Annotated in this window: 5 protein-coding genes; 3 read left to right on the top strand and 2 right to left on the bottom strand. The window is 44.2% G+C overall.

Annotation, left to right across the window (positions count from 1 at the left end; translation table 11 throughout):
- Positions 1-3934, bottom strand: a 3934-nt coding sequence (locus tag CW749_RS21790) for a VCBS domain-containing protein (RefSeq protein ID WP_145997871.1), incomplete at its 3' end; no start/stop codon positions are given.
- Positions 3935-4723: 789 nt separating this feature from the next.
- Positions 4724-16681, bottom strand: coding sequence for a VCBS domain-containing protein (locus CW749_RS21785; protein ID WP_101114505.1), 11958 nt, complete (start codon positions 16679-16681; stop codon positions 4724-4726).
- 409 nt (positions 16682-17090) lie between these two features.
- Here CW749_RS21785 and CW749_RS21780 point away from each other — a divergent pair, with 409 nt between their 5' ends.
- From CW749_RS21780 to CW749_RS21770, 3 genes are all read left to right on the top strand, one after another.
- Positions 17091-18383, top strand: a complete 1293-nt coding sequence (locus tag CW749_RS21780) for a TolC family outer membrane protein (protein WP_101114507.1) — start codon at positions 17091-17093, stop codon at positions 18381-18383.
- Between the two features lie 11 nt (positions 18384-18394).
- Positions 18395-19009 (top strand): OmpA family protein, encoded by a 615-nt coding sequence (locus CW749_RS21775; protein ID WP_101114504.1) that lies wholly within the window; start codon positions 18395-18397, stop codon positions 19007-19009.
- A gap of 129 nt (positions 19010-19138) precedes the next feature.
- Positions 19139-19489, top strand: coding sequence for a DUF2750 domain-containing protein (locus CW749_RS21770; protein WP_101114503.1), 351 nt, complete (start codon positions 19139-19141; stop codon positions 19487-19489).
- The last annotated feature ends 226 nt before the right edge of the window (positions 19490-19715 follow it).

The following is a 19715-nucleotide window of genomic DNA, read 5'->3' as shown; positions in this document are numbered from 1 at the left end:
CCGGTGAGTTGTCGTTGGTGATGGTGTCGGTTTTCAGACCACTGTTGGTCGCGTCCGTGATGTCGGACGTGATGGCCGCATTCCCATCGTCTGTTGGGTGCGTCAGTACCGCCGTGTCCACTTTCGCACTGTCGCTGCCTTTCTCTGACACGTTGCCCGCCGCATCCGTGATGGTCGCGTCCACTGTCAGTGTCGCGCCTTCCGCCGGTGCATCCACCGTCGTCAACACTTGCCCTGCGTCGATGTGAGCTTGTGTCAGTTCGATAGCCGTGCCGTTCACGGTCAAGGTATCGCCTTTCACCGCGCCTGTGCCTGTCAGGCTGATGGTCACGTTCACGTCACCGTCCAACTCCGCCTTGCTGATCAGACCGTCGTTATCCGTATCTTCTGTGATCTCCACGCCTGGCGCTTCTGGGGCAATTTCGTCAATATCACTGACATTAATAGTGAAAGTTTGGCTGGATTGGCTACCATCTTCGGAAGTGGCTGTAATTTCAATAGTATGAGAATCAGAAACTTCATGATCTAATGCGCCATTGACGGTAACGACACCTGTTTCTGGGTCTATGATAAATAAACCATCTGCGTCGTTACTCAGCGTATACGTAACACTTTGACCATCTGCGTCTACTGCAAGACCTGTAATGTTAACTTCGGTACCAATGCTCGCATTCTCAGCAACTGTATTATCATTGCCGTCTGAATCTGTTACCGCACCTACATCATCATTAACTGCTTCAACAGTTACTTTCACAGTGGTAGGTTCACTATCTAGCTTTCCATCTGTGGTTGTATAGGTAATCGTAGCCTCGCCATTGAAGTTTTCGGCTGGGGTGAATACGATTTTCCCATCTACAATCTCAACTGTTCCTTGATGCGCTGGAACTGATGCCTCTTTGATAGATAGAGGGCTGTCTTCTGCATCGGTATCGTTAGCCAATACATCTATGGTTACTGAATTGTCTTCTAGAGTTGTAGCAGTATCTGCGGTAGCAACCGGTGCATCATTGGTGCCTTCAATTGTAATCTTGACTGTGGTTGGGGTACCGTCTTCGGTAAAGACATTGAAGGTATGTGTTACAGACTCCCCTTCATCAAGGTGATCGTATGCACTGCTAGATTTGAATTGCCACTCACCACTTTTATGAATGTACAACGTTCCGATATCACTTTCGATCGTATCGGCTTTGAATGTGTTATCCGCACCGTCTACATCTGTATGCGTTAAGGTGCCACTCGTTCTTACAATACCATCGGTTTCTGTTAATGTTTTAGTAGCCGATGTCACTTCAGCAGCGTCATTTGTACCAGTAATCGTTACCGTAACATCAACAATAGTTGTTGCACCTTGAGAATCTTTTACTTCAATTTGATATGTCTCATTGTGCTTATAACCTTCCGGTAGCTTATCTGCGCCTTCAGTGTCTGTGATAACGAACGTATAGCTGCCGTCGGCACGCATTTCAAAATCACCCAAACTTGTGTCTGGTTGAGAAAGAACAGTGAAAGTATGGCTGTCGTTTGCATCAGCATCGTTAACTGTCAGGCTTTTTACTGTTTTTGATGTATCACCTTCAAGTATCCAAATATGTGTTTGCAACTCCACGGAAGGAACATCGTTAGTACCTTGGATATTAATGTCGATGGTTGACTTCGTTCCATCTTCCGTTTCTACGATAAACTGTTCTGTAACTTGGTCATTCGCCCCAAGCTCATCCAATGCAGTGTGAGATTCAAAATTCCAGCTACCGTCTGCTTGAAGCGTCAATACACCATATGTGCCGCTAATAGTGGTCGCTTTAAATGTGTTGTCATTACCATCTGGATCAGTGCTTTCAAGTTGACCACTTGCAGTAAGTACAGAGTCAGACTCCGTCAAATTTGCTACATCGGCAGTCACATCTGCAGGATCATTGCTACCAATAACGGTAATGGTAAGCGAAGTCGTTGTACTACCACCTGCGTCATCTTCAACAGTAACTGGTACCGTGATAACGAGTTCTTGCCCTTCTTTCAGATCATCATATTCGCTTGCGTCGAAGGTATATGAGCCATCTGAATTAAGTGTTAGCCCTTTCACTACTTCGTTTGTTGTAAATACTAACGATTTATCAGCAGGAAGATCGACATCCGACGCTTCAATTTGTCCGCTAACCGTCGCATCTTCATTGACTGATGCTGTTTCTGCTGTCGCTGTTGGATCATCATTAACAGCCGCAACACCAACATTCACAGTTATCGTATCTGTTCCACCATTACCGTCACTTACGATTACAGTAAAGCTGTCGTTACCATTGTAATTTTCGTTAGGTGTATAAGACCAATTTCCGTCAGCATCCACCGTTAGCGTGCCGTTAGAGGGTTCTGTGCCTTTTGCAAAAGTTAACACATCACCATCGGCATCTGTCGCTGTGAGTCTTCCACCAACTTGGGTGTCTTCATTCGTCGACACGCTCAGAGAGTCACCAAGTGGGTTCCCATTTTCATCCGCGATGACTGGGTTATCATTGATATTCTCACCAGTAACGGAGTCTATTCCTTCCGCTGAAACATTGCCTGATGTATCAGTAATGGTGGCATTTACAGTAAGAGTTTCATTTTCACCTGGAGCTGGATATGAGACGGTAATAAACCCAACATCGATTTGTTCTTGGTTGATGATTAGATCGGGTTGTCCAGTGATTTTTAGCGTATCGCCAACTTTAACGCCTTCAGGAAGCGTAATTCTGACATCCACTGTCCCATCGTTTTCATCCGAGGTTAGGATTCCATCATCATTCGCATCGTCCAATATTTGGACAACAGGCGCACCTGTCGGTGTGTTATCTTCAGTAACAACGCTATCACTGCCTTCAGCTGAGGTGTTACCTGCTTGGTCGGTCACCGTCGCCGTGATATTCAGTGATTCACCATCTTCTGGGCGATCGTACTCAAAAGAAATCGCACCGTTATTGATCATTTCTTGTGTGATAACAGTATCAGGTTGCCCCGTCACTGAAAGCACATCACCAACTTCTGCATCTGATGGGATACTAACCGTAACAGTGACTTGCCCTTCTAGTTCATCATCCGCGAGCAAACCGTCGTCGTTGAGATCATCTTCAATCGTTACAATAGGTGTAGATGGAGGCGTAGTATCAAGATCAAAGGTGATAGGCGAACTGGTTGAAGTTGAATCACCATTTGGTTTAACAACTTCAGCGGTAACGGTGTAATCACCGTCTGTTGTCAAATCCGTTGCTGGAATGGTAACGACTATTGGAGAGAAGCCATCCCAATCATCAGGAACAGGCACTTCTATAAAGACAGAACCACCAGTAGGTCTTGATACTTCAAGGAAGATAGTATCTTCAATAGTTGTACCTGCAGGAACAGTTACAAGAACATCAACACCATCTTGTGCTTCTTCTGCATTAACTGAGTTAATAGCTTCTGGGATGGATAATGTAGGGGCACCTTCTGGGCTAGGTTCTGTCGTAAGTAAAATTCGGTAGGATTCTAATAAAGTTAAACTTTGGGTTCGAGACAGCCCCTGGCTTTCTAGGCTGCCTGTATCAAAAGAGGTTTCCGCGATAGACTGAGCACCCACTCGCTCAATTTCGCCTGAAGTCGTTAAGCTTGAACCAGAAGCAGCTGTACCTGCCGCTGCTGCAAATTCATCACCTAATTGAGTTGGGTCATCGCCACCTTCCAAGGCAGCAAAGATATCTTGAATATCTTCATCAAGCTCCAATTCATTCAAGTTCTGATCATTATCAACAATACTTGCTTTTGGAGAAGCTTGGTTTTGAACATCATCTGATGCAAAAACAACTTCACCTGGAAGTAATGGTGTTCCTTTTGGAACAACTCGAATGTTGCCTTCCTGATCGATAACAATTAATTGACTGATACCTGCGATCGCTGATGACAAAAGAGATTGAATAGAATCCATGCTAACCCCAAAGTTATTCGTTTCGTTGCATCATTACGTGCCAGAATGTATGACGCATTAGATTTTTATTAGTTAATCTAATAATTTACCACCTATATGGAACTAACTCCACAAAACCCATCAGCTGATTCAATATCTCTTTACAGTCCCTACAGACTTTATGAGCCAGCTCTCAAAGTTGATAGCCTTAAAATTACATTTCCAATCAATTTAAACAATTTGAAATTAAATCGATGATTAAACAACCAAATTTAAACTCAAAGTTTATTTTTAAGGAAAATTAATTCCGACTCTGAAAGTTTCAGCAAGAGCTTTATTGACAAGTATATCGCTAGCAAACCATTTTCCACTCAATTTACATATGACTGATTAAATGATTATTCAACCAATATTCTCAATAAAGAGAATTCATTCTCGTTTTTGAATCAAATTATTAACTTTTCTTTTTGATAAAACCTAAGAATCAATGCCCAACCACATCTAACTGATTAACAACAATTTTAATTTCCGAAACCAGCCAAAAGAATATCTCATCAAGTCAGTTATCTTTTATGTCTACCTTTTAGTCAGCTTGACAAAAATTGACTCACCTTTAGATCAAAACGCATTCTTAGCTAGGATACGAAGCGTCAAAAAAATTTGGTCAATACGCAATCGTTAAAAGTACTAGATAAGTATTAATATATTCAACGATATTAAGTTACATGTGGAAATGAATTCGATGGGTAGATAAGTAAAAATAAAAAAGGGCTGGAGAATTCCAGCCCTTTGAAAGTAGTGAATTTTATATTAATCCCATTTAAAAGCGTTTTGATTCATAAGTTCACTCACTATTTCACTTGAGGTTGAAGTGAGTGATAAACCATAATCACCAGCATTTCCAATGACTACATCTATAGCCTGAGTCATTCCGGTTTCAGGCGTTACAACAAGCTCTAGAGTCGAACTATCACTAGAAACAGAAGCGGAAATATGACCAAGCAGAGAAGAAAGATCGCTGCCATCTACTGAATCAGGCAAGATGTCTCTTAAGTCCATCTTATCGCCGATACTGGTATCGGTAGACAACGTAAAATCCGTAATCTGATCATGGCTTGAGGCACTGTCTGTTTCTCCTTTGTACCAGATAAACAAATCGTTCCCACTGCCGCCAGTTAAAATATCGTTCCCACTACCGCCTACAAGAATATCCGAACCGCTATCACCATCAAGTATGTCATCTCCAGACAAACCAAATAAGCTGTCAGATAAAATTCCGCCACCGATGGCATTAGCGCTACTGTCACCAATATTATCGCTTACGACCAAGCTACCGTTATCCAGCAGACGTTCGATTTTTTCTTCAGAAGATAAGCTTTTTGGAGAGGCATGATCCAGTAATTCACTCAGTCCAACATTTTCTAATTCAATGGTTTGAATTACACCACTAACATCACTTATGGTGAGTACACTGCTACCAGAGCTCTCTGAGAGAGCAATATTGGATGCTAACGTAGAAAGCCCTAGCAAGTTATCTGCTTCTACAATTGCGCTAATATCCAACTGGTCATTGTTAGCATCGAACTCTCGAACTATGTCGTGCCCTGCTGGCGAACTTAATGAGCCAGGTTGCCATACAAAAGAATCTTGAGAAGCAACGCCACTCCCTTTCGGATCACCATAAATAACTTCATCTTCATCGGTTGCGATGAGTATGTCATTACCCGTAGTAACAGAACCGCTGAACAACGCACCGTTAACCGTTACAGTCACTGTTTCAGTAGAAATACCACCATGTGAATCTTCAACTTCAATTGTGAAGGTTTCCGTTTTTGTCACGCCGCTTATAAGGTCAGATACATTGGGTTTGGTTTCGTCAATAACGTAAGACCACATCCCAAACTGATCGATACTAAGGTTGCCATACGTTCCGTTCGGATCGGATACAGACCAAAGTAGCGAAGTATTGTTTGAATCGGGATCTGACGCTGTAAGGCTTCCAGACGCTAACGCTGTAAACCCAAGTGTTGTCGTACCTGCAACATTCACAGCAGTCACCGTTGGTGCGTCATTTCTACCAGATACTGTAATAACAACGTTCTGGTTAGTTACACCGCCATTTCCATCAGATACTTGCACAGTAAAGGTTTCAGTATCTGTCTCACCTTCTCCTAATGCATCGCTGCCAAGCAACGCATTATTAACGGTGTACTCCCACTCACCTGAAGAGGCATTAAGCGCTATCTCGCCATATTGACCAGCAGCGCTACCAACTAGCGACCAAGAGTGCGTATCCGTTAAATCTTTGTCTGATACGTTCAAGTCACCAGTGATACTTGAAGCTGAATCTTGAGAGATTCCACCCGATACGTCACCAGTAATTGATGGTGTATCGTTACTTCCTTGTACGTCGATTGTTACAGTTTTTGTTACCGTTTCAGTACCGTCAAAAACACTGATCTGGAAGGTATCTTGTTCTGTCTGTCCAGCAGCCAAATTTTGTACGGCATCCGAACTATTTGCTAGCGTGTATGTCCATACGCCATTAGCGTCTACCGTGATAGAACCATACGTCCCCGTATCACTACCAGTCACGCTCCAAGTATGTGTGTCGCTCACGTCTACATCACTTACGTTCAGATCACCTGTCGCGCTTGACGTTCCGTCTTCGGATGTACTGCCTGTCAGTGGACCACTCACGGTTGGAGTATCGTTGGTTCCCTTAACAGTGATTGAAACAGTCTGTGTATCACTCTCATTGTGTTGATCAGACACTTTAATCTGATACTCAATAACAATTTCTTCTCCTGCACCCAGCTCTTGAATGTCGGAATGACTATTGTCCAAATCAAATGTCCATTCTCCACTCTGGTCGATAGACATACTTCCGTATGGAGAGTTGTCATTCAGCACCTCCCAGATATGGGAGTCAGGAGTATCTAAGACATCTGGGTCACCGGAGTTGAGCTGACCTGTCACCGTTATTGCAGATTCTTCCTGCGCAGTTGCATCTGTGTCTGACGGAAGATTACCCACAATAACTGGGGCATCATTTTCACCATTGATGGTGATATTGATGGTCATGGTATCAGTACCGCCGAATTTGTCGGTAACGGTCACAACCGCTGTATCTACAATTGAAGAGCCTTTGCCTAAGCTATTCACAGTTGCGTTGTTGCTGTCGACAACGTACTCCCACACGCCTGTAGTAGGGTTAACTGTCATTGTCCCGTATGACGATGCAGTGGTTACGCTGTAACTCGTAGTATCTGCTTCATCGACGTCTGCTGTTACCAAACTTCCAGATGCTGTAGTGATTGCCGTTTCCGCAACAACGCCGGTTGCATCACCAGAAATGACAGGGTCGTCATTCGTCCCCGTAATAGTCACTGTCACAGTTTCACGAGTGGTCACGCCAAAGCTGTCGACCGCTGTTACCACGAAGGTTTCCGTTACAGATGAATCCGGCGAAAGCTTCTCGACATGAGGTTGCCCGTTATATAAGTTGTAAACCCAGTTTCCGGCAGCATCAATCTCGAATGTTCCGTACGTCCCTTGAAGTGCATTACCTCCTTCTTTAGGTATAAAGGAAGCTGAATCATCAGAATTGGATTCCGTCGCATCCAATTTTCCTGAAGCTGGCGTGCTACTGTTTTCTTCTGACGTTCCAGAAACATCACCAGAAACTACCGGAGCATCATTGGAACCCGTAACGGTAATTGTGATCGTTTCCGAAGACTCAAGCCCGAGCGCATCTCGAACAATGACATCAAAAGTTTCTGTAAGCGTGTCTGTTTGCCCCAAGTTTTGAACCGTCGCATTACTTTGATCTAGCTGATATTCATAACTTCCGGTCACGGCGTTAAGCACCAGCTTCCCGTAAGATCCCTGCTCTTCATTCGCTGCTGTCTCATTCGACAGTCGCCACTCATGTACATCACCAACGTCAGGGTCACCAGAATTAAGCGATCCAGCGACTTTACCGTCGTTATCAGTATTCGCAATACTACTCGTCAGTTCACCCGTTATGTTTGGTGAATCATTAGTGCCTGTAATATCAATTTCAACTTGAAGCTTTATTGGATTACCACTTGCGTCAACGGTGGTCTTTCCATATTCATCGACGACAACAACTTCGAAAGTTTCGGTAAGCTTTGCACCTTCTTTTAGTTGATTAACAGCCGCGTTTGAACTGTTGAGGTTATAGCTCCAGTTTCCTGATGAATCGAGAGTTAATGTACCGTATTGACCTTCACCCGTAGGCAAATGCCATGTTCCTGCACCGAGCCCTGCTGGCACGGTAAGTGTGCCTGAATCCGTTTCCGTTGTTTCTTCAACAACTTGTGCCGTTTCTATAACTGGGTTAGTTACTTCAACGTGATCAGCGCTCCCCACTACATCAATCGTAATAGTTTGGGTATCTGAGTCGTTGGATTCTCCTGAAGAGTCTGTCACTTTTACAGTAAACGTATCTTGAACAACTTGCCCAGGCTCCAATGCTTGAACCAGAGGATCATTGTTATTTAAAACATAGTGCCATTTACCGGTTGCTGGATTGAGCTCCAACGTGCCGTATGTACCTTCAAGCTTGTTATCGGGTTCAGCAGTACCGCCGCTATTAATTAAGCTCCAAGTATGCGAGTCCGCGACATCAGGGTCATTGGCTATTAGCTGACCAGATTCAGAAGTGAGAGAGTCTTCGGTCACAGAGCCTGAGATATCTCCGACAATGTCTGGCTGATCGTTGTTTGGCGTACCACCACCTCCAACTGGCGGAAAGCCAGAACCTTGCACTTTAATGATAATTGGGAAAGGTGCCGACAAACCATCGTCTAAATCTTTCGCTTGGACATAAAATACGTCATCGGCAGTGGCGTTTGTTGCAGGCATTGTTTTTCCTGCATCTAAAGTGTAAATCCATTTACCCGTTGCAGAGTCGATACTTAATGTTCCGTAGGTTCCATCGCCGTCTACAACAGTCCATTCCTTAACATCGTCAAGAGAATCAACATCAGTGGCAACAACCATACCTTTTGCGGATTCGGACTTCGTTGCTGTGACTGTGCCATCATCATCGCCGCTCACTACAGGCAAATCATTGGTTCCTTTGACAGTTATGGTGAGATCTTTACTCACAATCGCACCAAATTCGTCTTCAGCAAGTACGGTAAATGTTTCTACATAAGTATCGTCCTGACGCAAGCCTTGAACTTGCGGAGAATCATTGTTGATCAGATACTCCCATTGACCATTTTCATCAACAGTCAGCGTACCTAAATTACCCGTAAACGTAGCGGCAGCAAACTTAACTGTATCGACAGTATCTGTGTCAGTCCCATCAGCAACATCAATATCGATTTCCTGTACATCAAGATTTCCGGTCAGCGAGACACTTGTACCTGAACCACTATCTTCGGTATACGTTGCAGCAACATCACCGATAATTTCTGGTTCATCATTGGTCCCAGCAATCGTAATAGTGAGCGTTTTCTCTACTTTTTCTCCCGCATCATCTTCGACAAAGACCGTAAACGTCTCCGTCAAACTTGTCGTCGGTGAAAGCTGTTGAATGGCGGTTGAATTGGCATCGTTTAGGGTATAACTCCACTGTCCTGTTGTCGGATTTACAACAAGAACGCCGTATGTTCCTTCTCCAGCGTTGGAAGGACCTGATATACCAAACTCTGCACCATCATCTTTATCTGGATCCCCTGATTGAAGCTGACCGGAAACAGCGGTTGCTCCATCTTCTGTGATCGTTTTAGACAATTGACTGCCCGAGAGTGTTGGTGCGTCATTGGTGCCTGTAATGGTTATCTCTACTTGAGATTCACTTTGTTGACCAAAGCTATCTGTCGCTCGCACTGTAAACGTATCAGTTGCAGTGTCGCCTTCATCCAATTGGTTCACTGAATTAGATGAATCATTGAGAGTAAACGTCCATTGACCATTACCATCAATAGAAAGAGAACCATAGCTACCAGATGGGTCTAAAACGATCCAGGTATGTGTATCACTCCCATCAGGGTCGCCAGACTCTAATGTGCCTGTCGTGGTATTAGGGGTTGGTGGTGTGCCCGTACCTGCAAGCTCTTTTATGCTGCCAGTATCGTCGCCGATAATACTAGGATCGGTGTTGGTCCCAACCACATTGATGGTGATTTCTTGCGTGGTTTTTCCTAAATTGCCGTCATCCACTTCAACAGTGAATGTATCCTGAGCTATTTCACCCGCGTCCAATTTAAGCGTCGCATCTTTGGTTGAATCAAGTTGGTATGTCCACTTCCCAGTATTCTCGTCAATGGCAAGCGTCCCGAATGTGCCCGCCGGAGCCAAGACTTTCCAAGTGTGCGTATCCGTTGTATCGATATCAAGTGCAGTAAGTTGCCCTTCCGCTTCTTGCTGACCAGCAGTCGCTTCAATCACAGTTCCTGAAGTTTTACCTGTTATCGACGGATCGTCGTTGCTACCTTGAATGGTAATAACTAGGTTCTTTTCTGTTTTCTCTCCATGGCTATCCGTTACAGTCACCCGATAGGTGTCCGTTAACGTTTCACCAACGGCAAGCGCCTGTACTCGGCTATTTGAATTTGTTAGCGCGTAATCCCAATTACCATCGGAATTCATCGTCAATTCACCAAACAGCCCTTTAGGGTTCAATACGGCAAACGTGTGAGTATCGTCGGCATCTGGGTCACCATCGAGCAATGTACCCGATGTGGTCACTTGAGTATCTTCTGTAACCGTACCAGATAAATCACCGTCTAGAGCCGGAATATCGTTCGTTCCTTCAATCGTCACCACTACCTTTTTCGTGGTGGAAGCCCCTTCACTATCAGTAACTTTCACCCAATATTCTTCCCGAACAGTGTCACCTGCATCGAGATGATCGGCTTTGTCATTATCGAGAGTGAATGTCCACCACCCATAAGCATTGACACCGAATGTACCTAAGCTACCAGGATGAGACTGAGTCACTTCCCAAGTATGAGTATCGTTTTGGTCTGCATCGCCAGGTTTTAATCTCTTGGATACGGATAGCATTCCGTCTTCAGTTACCGTACCCACTCTTGAACCTGTCATACGTGGGATATCATTTGTACCCGTAACTTCAATGGTAATTTGTTTGGTATCTATTCCACCATTACCATCGTTCACGGTTACAGTGAAGAAATCATGTTCTTCCTGTCCTTCAAGCAGTCGTTGCACTCTTTTACTGCTGTTATTTAGGGTATACGTCCAGTCTCCATTTGCATCAATAGAAATGGAGCCGTATTTACCCACGCCAGCATTACTCACCGTCCAAGTGTGAGTATCAATCACATCGGCATCCGCCACATCCAGTGAACCTGTTGTAGTTAGCGTAGTGTCTTCTTTTACGTCCCCAGACTGTGTACCTGAAATAAATGGCTGATCGTTGTCACCCGTTATGGTGATCACAACGTCTTGAGTAATGACGCCATTGTAGTCATCGGTAATTTCAACGGTGAACGTGTGCGTGACTTCCTGACCTTCAGCCAAAGCTTGCGCTGCGGTGTTGTTTATATCGAATTCCCATTCACCGGTCGCAGCGTCAATTTTAAATGTGCCGTAGGTTTGAGTATCGCTACCGAGCAATTTAAACTCTGTGCTATCAGGTACGTCAGGGTCTTGTATCGCTATCGTACCTGTTGCTTTTTGAAGTGACGCGTTATCTTCTTCAACATCACCCGTTGTTCCACCGGTTACAGTCGGTAGATCGTTGCTACCAACCACTGAAACTTCGATGGTTTTAGAAACGGTTCCACCTTTACCATCACTCAAGGTAACAGTGAAAGTTTCCGTTTCCTGCTGATTCTCATGCAGGCTGTTTGATTTCACAGCATCCAACACATACTGCCAGTTGCCGTTGTTGTCGATGGTTAGGTTCCCATATGTTCCCGTTCCACCACCACTAACCGCCCATGTGTGTACGTCAATGGTGTCAACATCTGTAAAACTGATGGCACCGGTAGCGGTCGTTTGAGTGTCTTCGGTGACTGTATCTGAAAACTTACCACCCGTTACTACAGGAGCATCATTGGTTCCCGTGATGGTCACCGTTATATCTTGGGTATCTGTCGCACTTCCATCGCTTACTTGAACGGTAAAGGTTTCGGTAACGACTTGCCCTTTTGCCAATGCTTGAACGGAACCGAGTGAATTATTGATTTGAAAAGTCCATTCCCCAGTAGCAGAATCAACGCCAAAATGACCAAATTGAGATGGATGAGTACTAACATCAGACCAAGTTAAATCAGTATTAGGTGAGGTATCGTTATCAGGGTCGGACGCGACCAATTGCCCCGTAGCAAGACCGCTGCCTACTGTATCTTCTACAACAGATCCTGTCACATCCACCGTCGAATCAATGACAGGTGCATCGTTGGTGCCTTTTATACCGATCAAGACCTCTACCGTCGTTTCACCGCCATCTTCGTCCGTGACTTTGACTTGGTAAGTTTCAAACAGCTTCTGACCTTCTTTCAGGTAATCCGCTTTGCCGGGGATCAATTCAAACGTCCAAACCCCTTCGGCATTAATGTTGAAAATACCTACGCTGTCTGCCGGTGCAATCCCGCCTACCACCGCAAAGGTGTGATTGTCGTTATCCAAATCCTGTACGACAAGGTTCTTCACAATGCGCGTTGTACTGTCTTCTTGGGTCCAACCACCCAAGCGCTCTTCTACCACAGGTAAGTCGTTAGAGCCTTGAATGGTGATTTCAACCGAGCTGGTTGTGCCATCGGTGGTGGTGACTGGGTAGGTAAAGCTTTCATTTTCACCCACTCTTAAATGATCAAATGTACTGCTGGCGGTAAAGGTCCAATTGCCGCTTTCGTCGATAACAAACGTACCAAGGGCGTTGGTAATGGTGTTGGCAACAAAACTGTTGTCGGGTCCATCTACATCCGTGCTAGTCAGTGTTCCAGAAGAGGTCAACACACTGTCTGTTTCAACGAGCGTGACCGAATCTGACGACACAACCGACGCATCGTTGGTGCCTTTTATACCGATCAAAATTTCTACCGTCGTTTCACCACCATCTTCATCCGTAACCTTGACTTGGTAGGTTTCAAACAGTTTCTGACCTTCTTTCAGGTAATCCGCTTTGCCGGGGATCAATTCAAACGTCCAAACCCCTTCGGCATTAATGTTGAAGATACCCACGCTGTCTGCTGGTGCAGTTCCGCCCACTACGGCAAACGTGTGATTGTCGTTATCTAAATCTTGCACCACAAGATTTTTAACGATACGAGTCGTACTGTCTTCTTGAGTCCAACCACCCAAGCGCTCTTCTACAACGGGTAAGTCGTTAGTTCCTTGAATGGTGATTTCAACCGAGCTGGCTGTACCATCGGTGGTAGTGACTGGGTAGGTAAAGCTTTCACTTTCCCCGACTCTTAAATGGTCAAATGTGCTGCTGGCGGTAAAGGTCCAATTGCCGCTTTCGTCGATAACAAACGTACCAAGGGCGTTGGTAATGGTGTTGGCAACAAAACTGTTGTCGGGTCCATCTACATCCGTGCTAGTCAGTGTTCCAGAAGAGGTCAACACACTGTCTGTTTCAACGAGCGTGACCGAATCTGACGACACAACCGACGCATCGTTGGTGCCTTTTATACCGATCAAAATTTCTACCGTCGTTTCACCGCCATCTTCGTCCGTGACTTTGACTTGGTAGGTTTCAAACAGTTTCTGACCTTCTTTCAGATAATCCGCTTTGCCGGGGATCAATTCAAACGTCCAAACCCCTTCGGCATTAATGTTGAAGATACCCACGCTGTCTGCTGGTGCAGTCCCGCCTACCACCGCAAAGGTGTGATTGTCGTTATCCAAATCCTGTACGACAAGGTTCTTCACAATGCGCGTTGTACTGTCTTCTTGGGTCCAACCACCCAAGCGCTCTTCTACAACGGGTAAGTCGTTAGAGCCTTGAATGGTGATTTCAACCGAGCTGGTTGTGCCATCGGCGGTTGTGACTGGGTAGGTAAAGCTTTCATTTTCACCCACTCTTAAATGATCAAATGTGCTGCTGGCGGTAAAGGTCCAATTGCCGCTTTCGTCGATAACAAACGTACCAAGGGCGTTGGTAATGGTGTTGGCAACAAAACTGTTGTCGGGTCCATCTACATCCGTGCTAGTCAGTGTTCCAGAAGAGGTCAACACACTGTCTGTTTCAACGAGCGTGACCGAATCTGACGACACAACCGACGCATCGTTGGTGCCTTTTATACCGATCAAAATTTCTACCGTCGTTTCACCGCCATCTTCGTCCGTGACTTTGACTTGGTAAGTTTCAAACAGTTTCTGACCTTCTTTCAGGTAATCCGCTTTGCCGGGGATCAATTCAAACGTCCAAACCCCTTCGGCATTAATGTTGAAGATACCCACGCTGTCTGCTGGTGCAGTCCCGCCTACCACCGCAAAGGTGTGATTGTCGTTATCCAAATCCTGTACGACAAGGTTCTTCACAATGCGCGTTGTACTGTCTTCTTGGGTCCAACCACCCAAGCGCTCTTCTACCACAGGTAAGTCGTTAGTACCTTGAATGGTGATTTCAACCGAGCTGGCTGTACCATCGGCGGTGGTGACTGGGTAGGTAAAGCGGGCCTCTTCTCCAACACGAAGGTGATCAAATGCACCATTGGATGAAAACGTCCAGTTTCCATCAGCATCAATGACAAATGTGCCAAAGTCGTTGGTTATAGTATTGGCGGTAAAACTGTTGTCTGGGCCATCAACATCCGTACTCGTTAAGGTGCCTGAAGAGGTTAATACACTGTCGGTTTCAACGAGCGTGACCGAATCTGACGACACAACCGACGCATCATTGGTGCCTTTTATACCGATCAAAATTTCTACCGTCGTTTCACCGCCATCTTCGTCCGTGACCTTGACTTGGTATGTTTCAAACAGCTTCTGACCCTCTTTAAGGTAGTCTGCTTTGCCGGGGATCAATTCGAACGTCCAGACCCCTTCGGCATTTATTTTGAATATACCCACACTGTCTGCCGGTGCGGTTCCGCCTACTACGGCAAAAGTATGATTGTCGTTATCTAAATCTTGCACCACAAGATTTTTAACAATGCGAGTCGTACTGTCTTCTTGGGTCCAACCACCCAAGCGCTCTTCTACTACGGGTAGGTCATTAGTACCTTGAATGGTGATTTCAACTGAGCTGGCTGTACCATCGGTGGTGGTGACTGGGTAGGTAAAGCGGGCCTCTTCTCCAACACGAAGGTGATCAAATGCACCATTGGATGAAAACGTCCAGTTTCCATCTGCATCAATGACAAATGTGCCAAAGTCGTTAGTTATGGTATTGGCAGTAAAACTGTTATCCGGTCCATCTACATCTGTGCTAGTCAGTGTTCCTGAAGAAGTAAGAACACTGTTTGTTTCTGTCAGAGTTCTGGTATCAGCAGAGACGATAGATGCATCATTAGTTCCGATCACTGTGATAGTGAGGATCGTCGAGTCTGTTCCACCCGCTTCATCAGTAACGGTGACCGTTACTGGAATAGCAAGCGTCTCTCCTTCCTGAAGATAGTCATAACTACTCGCATCAAATGTATAACTACCATCATCATTGAAGGTCAGCCCTTCAATTGTGTCGGTAATAGAGAAGCTTAAAACGCTGCCCGTTGGTAGGTCGATATCGGTGGCGTCCATTTGCCCTGAAAAAGTCTCATCTTCGTTTACTGAAAAAGATTCAGCCTGAGCAACAGGGGCATCATTTGTGCCTGTAATTGTTATTGTTAACGTACCGGAACCAGAACCACCCAAATTATCTGTCGCAGTAAATGGAATAGTAATAACCAGTTCTTCACCTTCAGACAGTGAATCGTAACTCGAAGCATCAAACGTATAGCTGCCATCCGTGTTGAAAGTTAAACCAACAGCAGTCGACGTTGTTGAGTAAGTCAGGCTAGCTCCAGATGGAAGGTCTGCGTCTGTCGCCAATACTTGACCAACAATAGACGTATCTTCATCCAAAGCGGCATTAAAGTTTTGAGCAGAAGGTAACTGATTGATCGCAGCAATTTGCAAAAGGTTGAGTAAAGAAAGGCTCTGTGTTTCAGATAAACCCTGGCTTTGTATTCCAGACGTATCAAAAGATGTTGACGCTAAGACCTGTGCGTCTGTTCGCTCAATTTCACCTGATAAACCAATTGACGACCCACCAGCCCCACCACCAGCAGCAGGAGCAAGTTCTTCAATTTGGGTCGGATCCTCTCCGGCCTCTAACGCTGCGAATATTTGGTCAATCTCTGGATCGGTATCGAGAGCAATCAGCTCACCATCATCACCAACAATAGAAGTCGCTGGCAGATCGCTTTCTGAGAATAGCAACAACCCGCTTTCATCTTGCAGAACGACCTCTCCAGCAACCAGTATCGTATTTGCAGGTACAATTTTGATGTTGCCCGCAATATCGATAATTAGAATTTTTTCTTGTGATGGTGGTTCAACCCCAGCAGCGGAGGCGAAATCCACAAGTAGCGTAGGGTCTTGACCTGATTCAATTGTCGCCAATATTTGGTCAATATCTGTTGAAAACTCCGGCTCAGCCTCTTTCACAGGAAGCTCAGCCAAGACGACCTCATCATCTATAGCAACAAAGACTTCCCCAGGTAGGAGTGCATAATCCTCAGAGACAATTTTTAAATCACCTCGAGTGTCTATTACGATAACTTTACCCAGTGCAGACAAGCCTGCAGAAAATAAAGGAGAAAAAGCGGCCATATTTACAACTCCCAGAGAAGCAAACCATCACGTACTTATGACTAAATTACGCAACTTAAAATGAACTGATAAACGCTGAGATAATAAGCAACTATAATTTATTTAAAAGCTTACAGAGTCGATGCTTATATTTGGATTCTATTTATCTCAACCGATATTATTTGACCATTTTAAGTATATGTATTTATTAACACTTATCAGTTTCAAAAGTGAGAATGACACTATTTAACTTATTGTCTTCGAAAACATTCAATAGCTTATAGAGGACAAATGTCGCAATATGTAGCTCGCTCATTTATTTGTATTTTGCATGCATCTCATAAATGAGATTATAATTACGATAAAATACATATAGATAAAGAAATAACTTAACTGGAGAGGTAAAGTGAAAGGACGTTATATAGGTGCCATAGGCTGCTTACTTGCTGGCTCGATCGCCACAAGTGTTTCTGCTCAAACTTTGGAGCAAGCCGTGGCCATTACGCTCGCCACCAACCCAGAACTTAAGAGTGCATTTAGTGACTACATGAGTTATCGAAAAGATAATGAGGCCGCTTCTGGTGCATACCTTCCCAAATTGGATTTGGATGCAGGTATCGGATTTGAGCACGTAAACCCTGCTCCCGAAAACAGCGAAACAACAGACTTAACCAGAAAAGAAGCCACACTAACATTTACTCAATTAATTTGGGACGGTTCATCCACACTTAATAACATTGATAGAACAGCCGCTGAAGCTGAATCAATGAGGCTTCAACTCCTTGCAAATGCACAAGACAAAGCACTAGAAGTTGCACAGATTTATCTTGAAGCAGTAAAGTCTGAAGAAATTTTGGCATTATCTGAAAGCAATTTAGCAGTCCACAAGAAGATATATAAAGATATAAAACGCAGAGCAGAATCAGGAATTGGTTCTGTTGCCGATGTGTCTCAAGTTGAAGCGCGTATAGCAAAAGCACATGGTAATTTGCTTGCCGCTCAAAACAATATCTTCGATGCACACACTCAGTTCACACGTTTGGTTGGTCAAACACCACAAGGTTTGATTTTCCCTCGTGCTGATGAAACCTCTATTCCTCTTACTTTCGAAGACGCTATAAATCACGCATATCAAAGTCATCCTGTAATAAAGATAGCCATTTCAGATGTTGACGCTGCACGCTTCCAATACGACCAATCTAAAGGCGTAAACTACCCTACGTTTTCATTTGAAGCTTCAGGCACTTGGCGTGAAGATGCAGGCGGCGTACGTGGTCAAGCTGATGAAGCGAGTGCTATGCTTCGTATGAGATATAACCTATATAATGGTGGCTCTGATACCGCAAACTCTGAACGTGCCGCATACCAGTTAAATAAATCGAAAGATTTGCGAGACAGAACCTACCGTACTATCAAAGAGAGCTTACAGTTGTCTTGGAGCGCACTGGATCTGACTTTACAACAAAAAGAGTTTTTGGCTGACCATGTTGATTCTGCTGCTGAAACCGTTATTGCTTATGAAAAACAATATCGAATCGGTAAGCGTACTCTTCTTGATTTGCTGAATACCGAGAATGAATTGTTTGAAGCCCGTAAAGCGTACATTGATGCTCATTATGCCGAACAGTCAGCTAAATACCGTGTAATGAATGCCTCTGGCGTATTGCTTGACTCTCTTCTGGTTGAAATACCAGACGAGTGGAAAGAATCTGTAGAATATTAAGGTTGAAGTTAATGAAGTTTCTAGCAATAGCGTGTTCCGCACTGCTTGCATTATCTTGGCAAGCTCATGCTAATCAGAACGATGAATACGACTACATCGAAATGCCTAAATCTGATCAGGTCGCGGATCTTAGTGATGACGATTACGATGGTGTGGTTAATGCTCGTGACCTATGTACAGGCACTCCACGAGGTTCTCAAGTAGACAATGACGGGTGTGAAACTTACATTGAGTCAGAAGAGAAAAAGCAACTTAAAGTATTGTTTGCAAATGATTCAGATGTTATTACGCCTGCATTCATTACTCAAATTAGAACCATGGCCGAGTTTCTAGATGCGTACCCTGAAACCTCTATTGAACTGCAGGGTTTTGCAAGTAAGACGGGTAACGCAAAACATAACTTAGATTTGTCAAAAAGACGCGCTAAGGCTGTGAGAGAGTCTTTGGTGAGTTATGGTGTCAGCCACACTCGGATCAAAACAATCGGTTTTGGTGATTCAGTACTGGATGATTTAGGCGAAAGCCAGGTTAGCCATGCGCTAAACCGCCGTGTAGTTGCCACTGTAGTCGGTTATAAAGGGTCAGTTATCAATGAGTGGAATATATTTACCACTAAGAAAAAGTAACGACCTATACCCAAATAGAAGCCAGATTCTAATGAATCTGGCTTTTTTTATTTTTCCATCTTTACCGTGTCAAAATACGCGGAAAGTGCTACCCTTTCGGCGAATTTACTAATCTTATTGGATACCCCGATGACAAAATTAACTTCAGACATCGAATCTAACCTAAAACTATTCGTTGAAGAAACCAAGCAAACCAAATTGGTTTGGAGCTTGCGAAATGAAGAGGGTTGGCTAGCTTGCGATTCAACAGAGTTTGAAAGCAGTGAAGTAATGCCATTTTGGTCTTCTCGTGAAGATGCAGAATTACACAATGTTGAAGAATGGGCCGATTTCGAAGTATTAGAAATCCCATTAGATATTTTTGTCGAAGACTGGTTAATCACGTTAGCTGAAGACGGCGTCCTAATTGGAACAAATTGGAATGCAACTTTGGAAGGTAAAGAATTGGAGCCTTCCGATCTAGCGAAACTCTACCTTTAAAAGATATTCAAGTTTCAAAAAACTTAAGCCTAGAGATTAAATATCTCTAGGCTTTTTTACATTTAAAAAAACATCTAATTCTTAGTCTAGAGATAATGATTTTAGACAGTTCGATTCCTATAATTTTCGGCTCACTTCACTAATTCTGTTTTTCTTTTGCACAAATCTCATTTTCTGTTTCAAAAGGTGACATTTGTACTATTTTCATATGTCTGCACACGTACAA

Origin of the sequence: Vibrio sp. vnigr-6D03 (assembly GCF_002835515.1) — a bacterium.
Classification (GTDB): Bacteria; Pseudomonadota; Gammaproteobacteria; order Enterobacterales; family Vibrionaceae; genus Vibrio; species Vibrio penaeicida.
The sequence above is the reverse complement of the archived record's forward strand: the minus strand, read 5'-3'. Positions and strand labels throughout refer to the sequence as shown.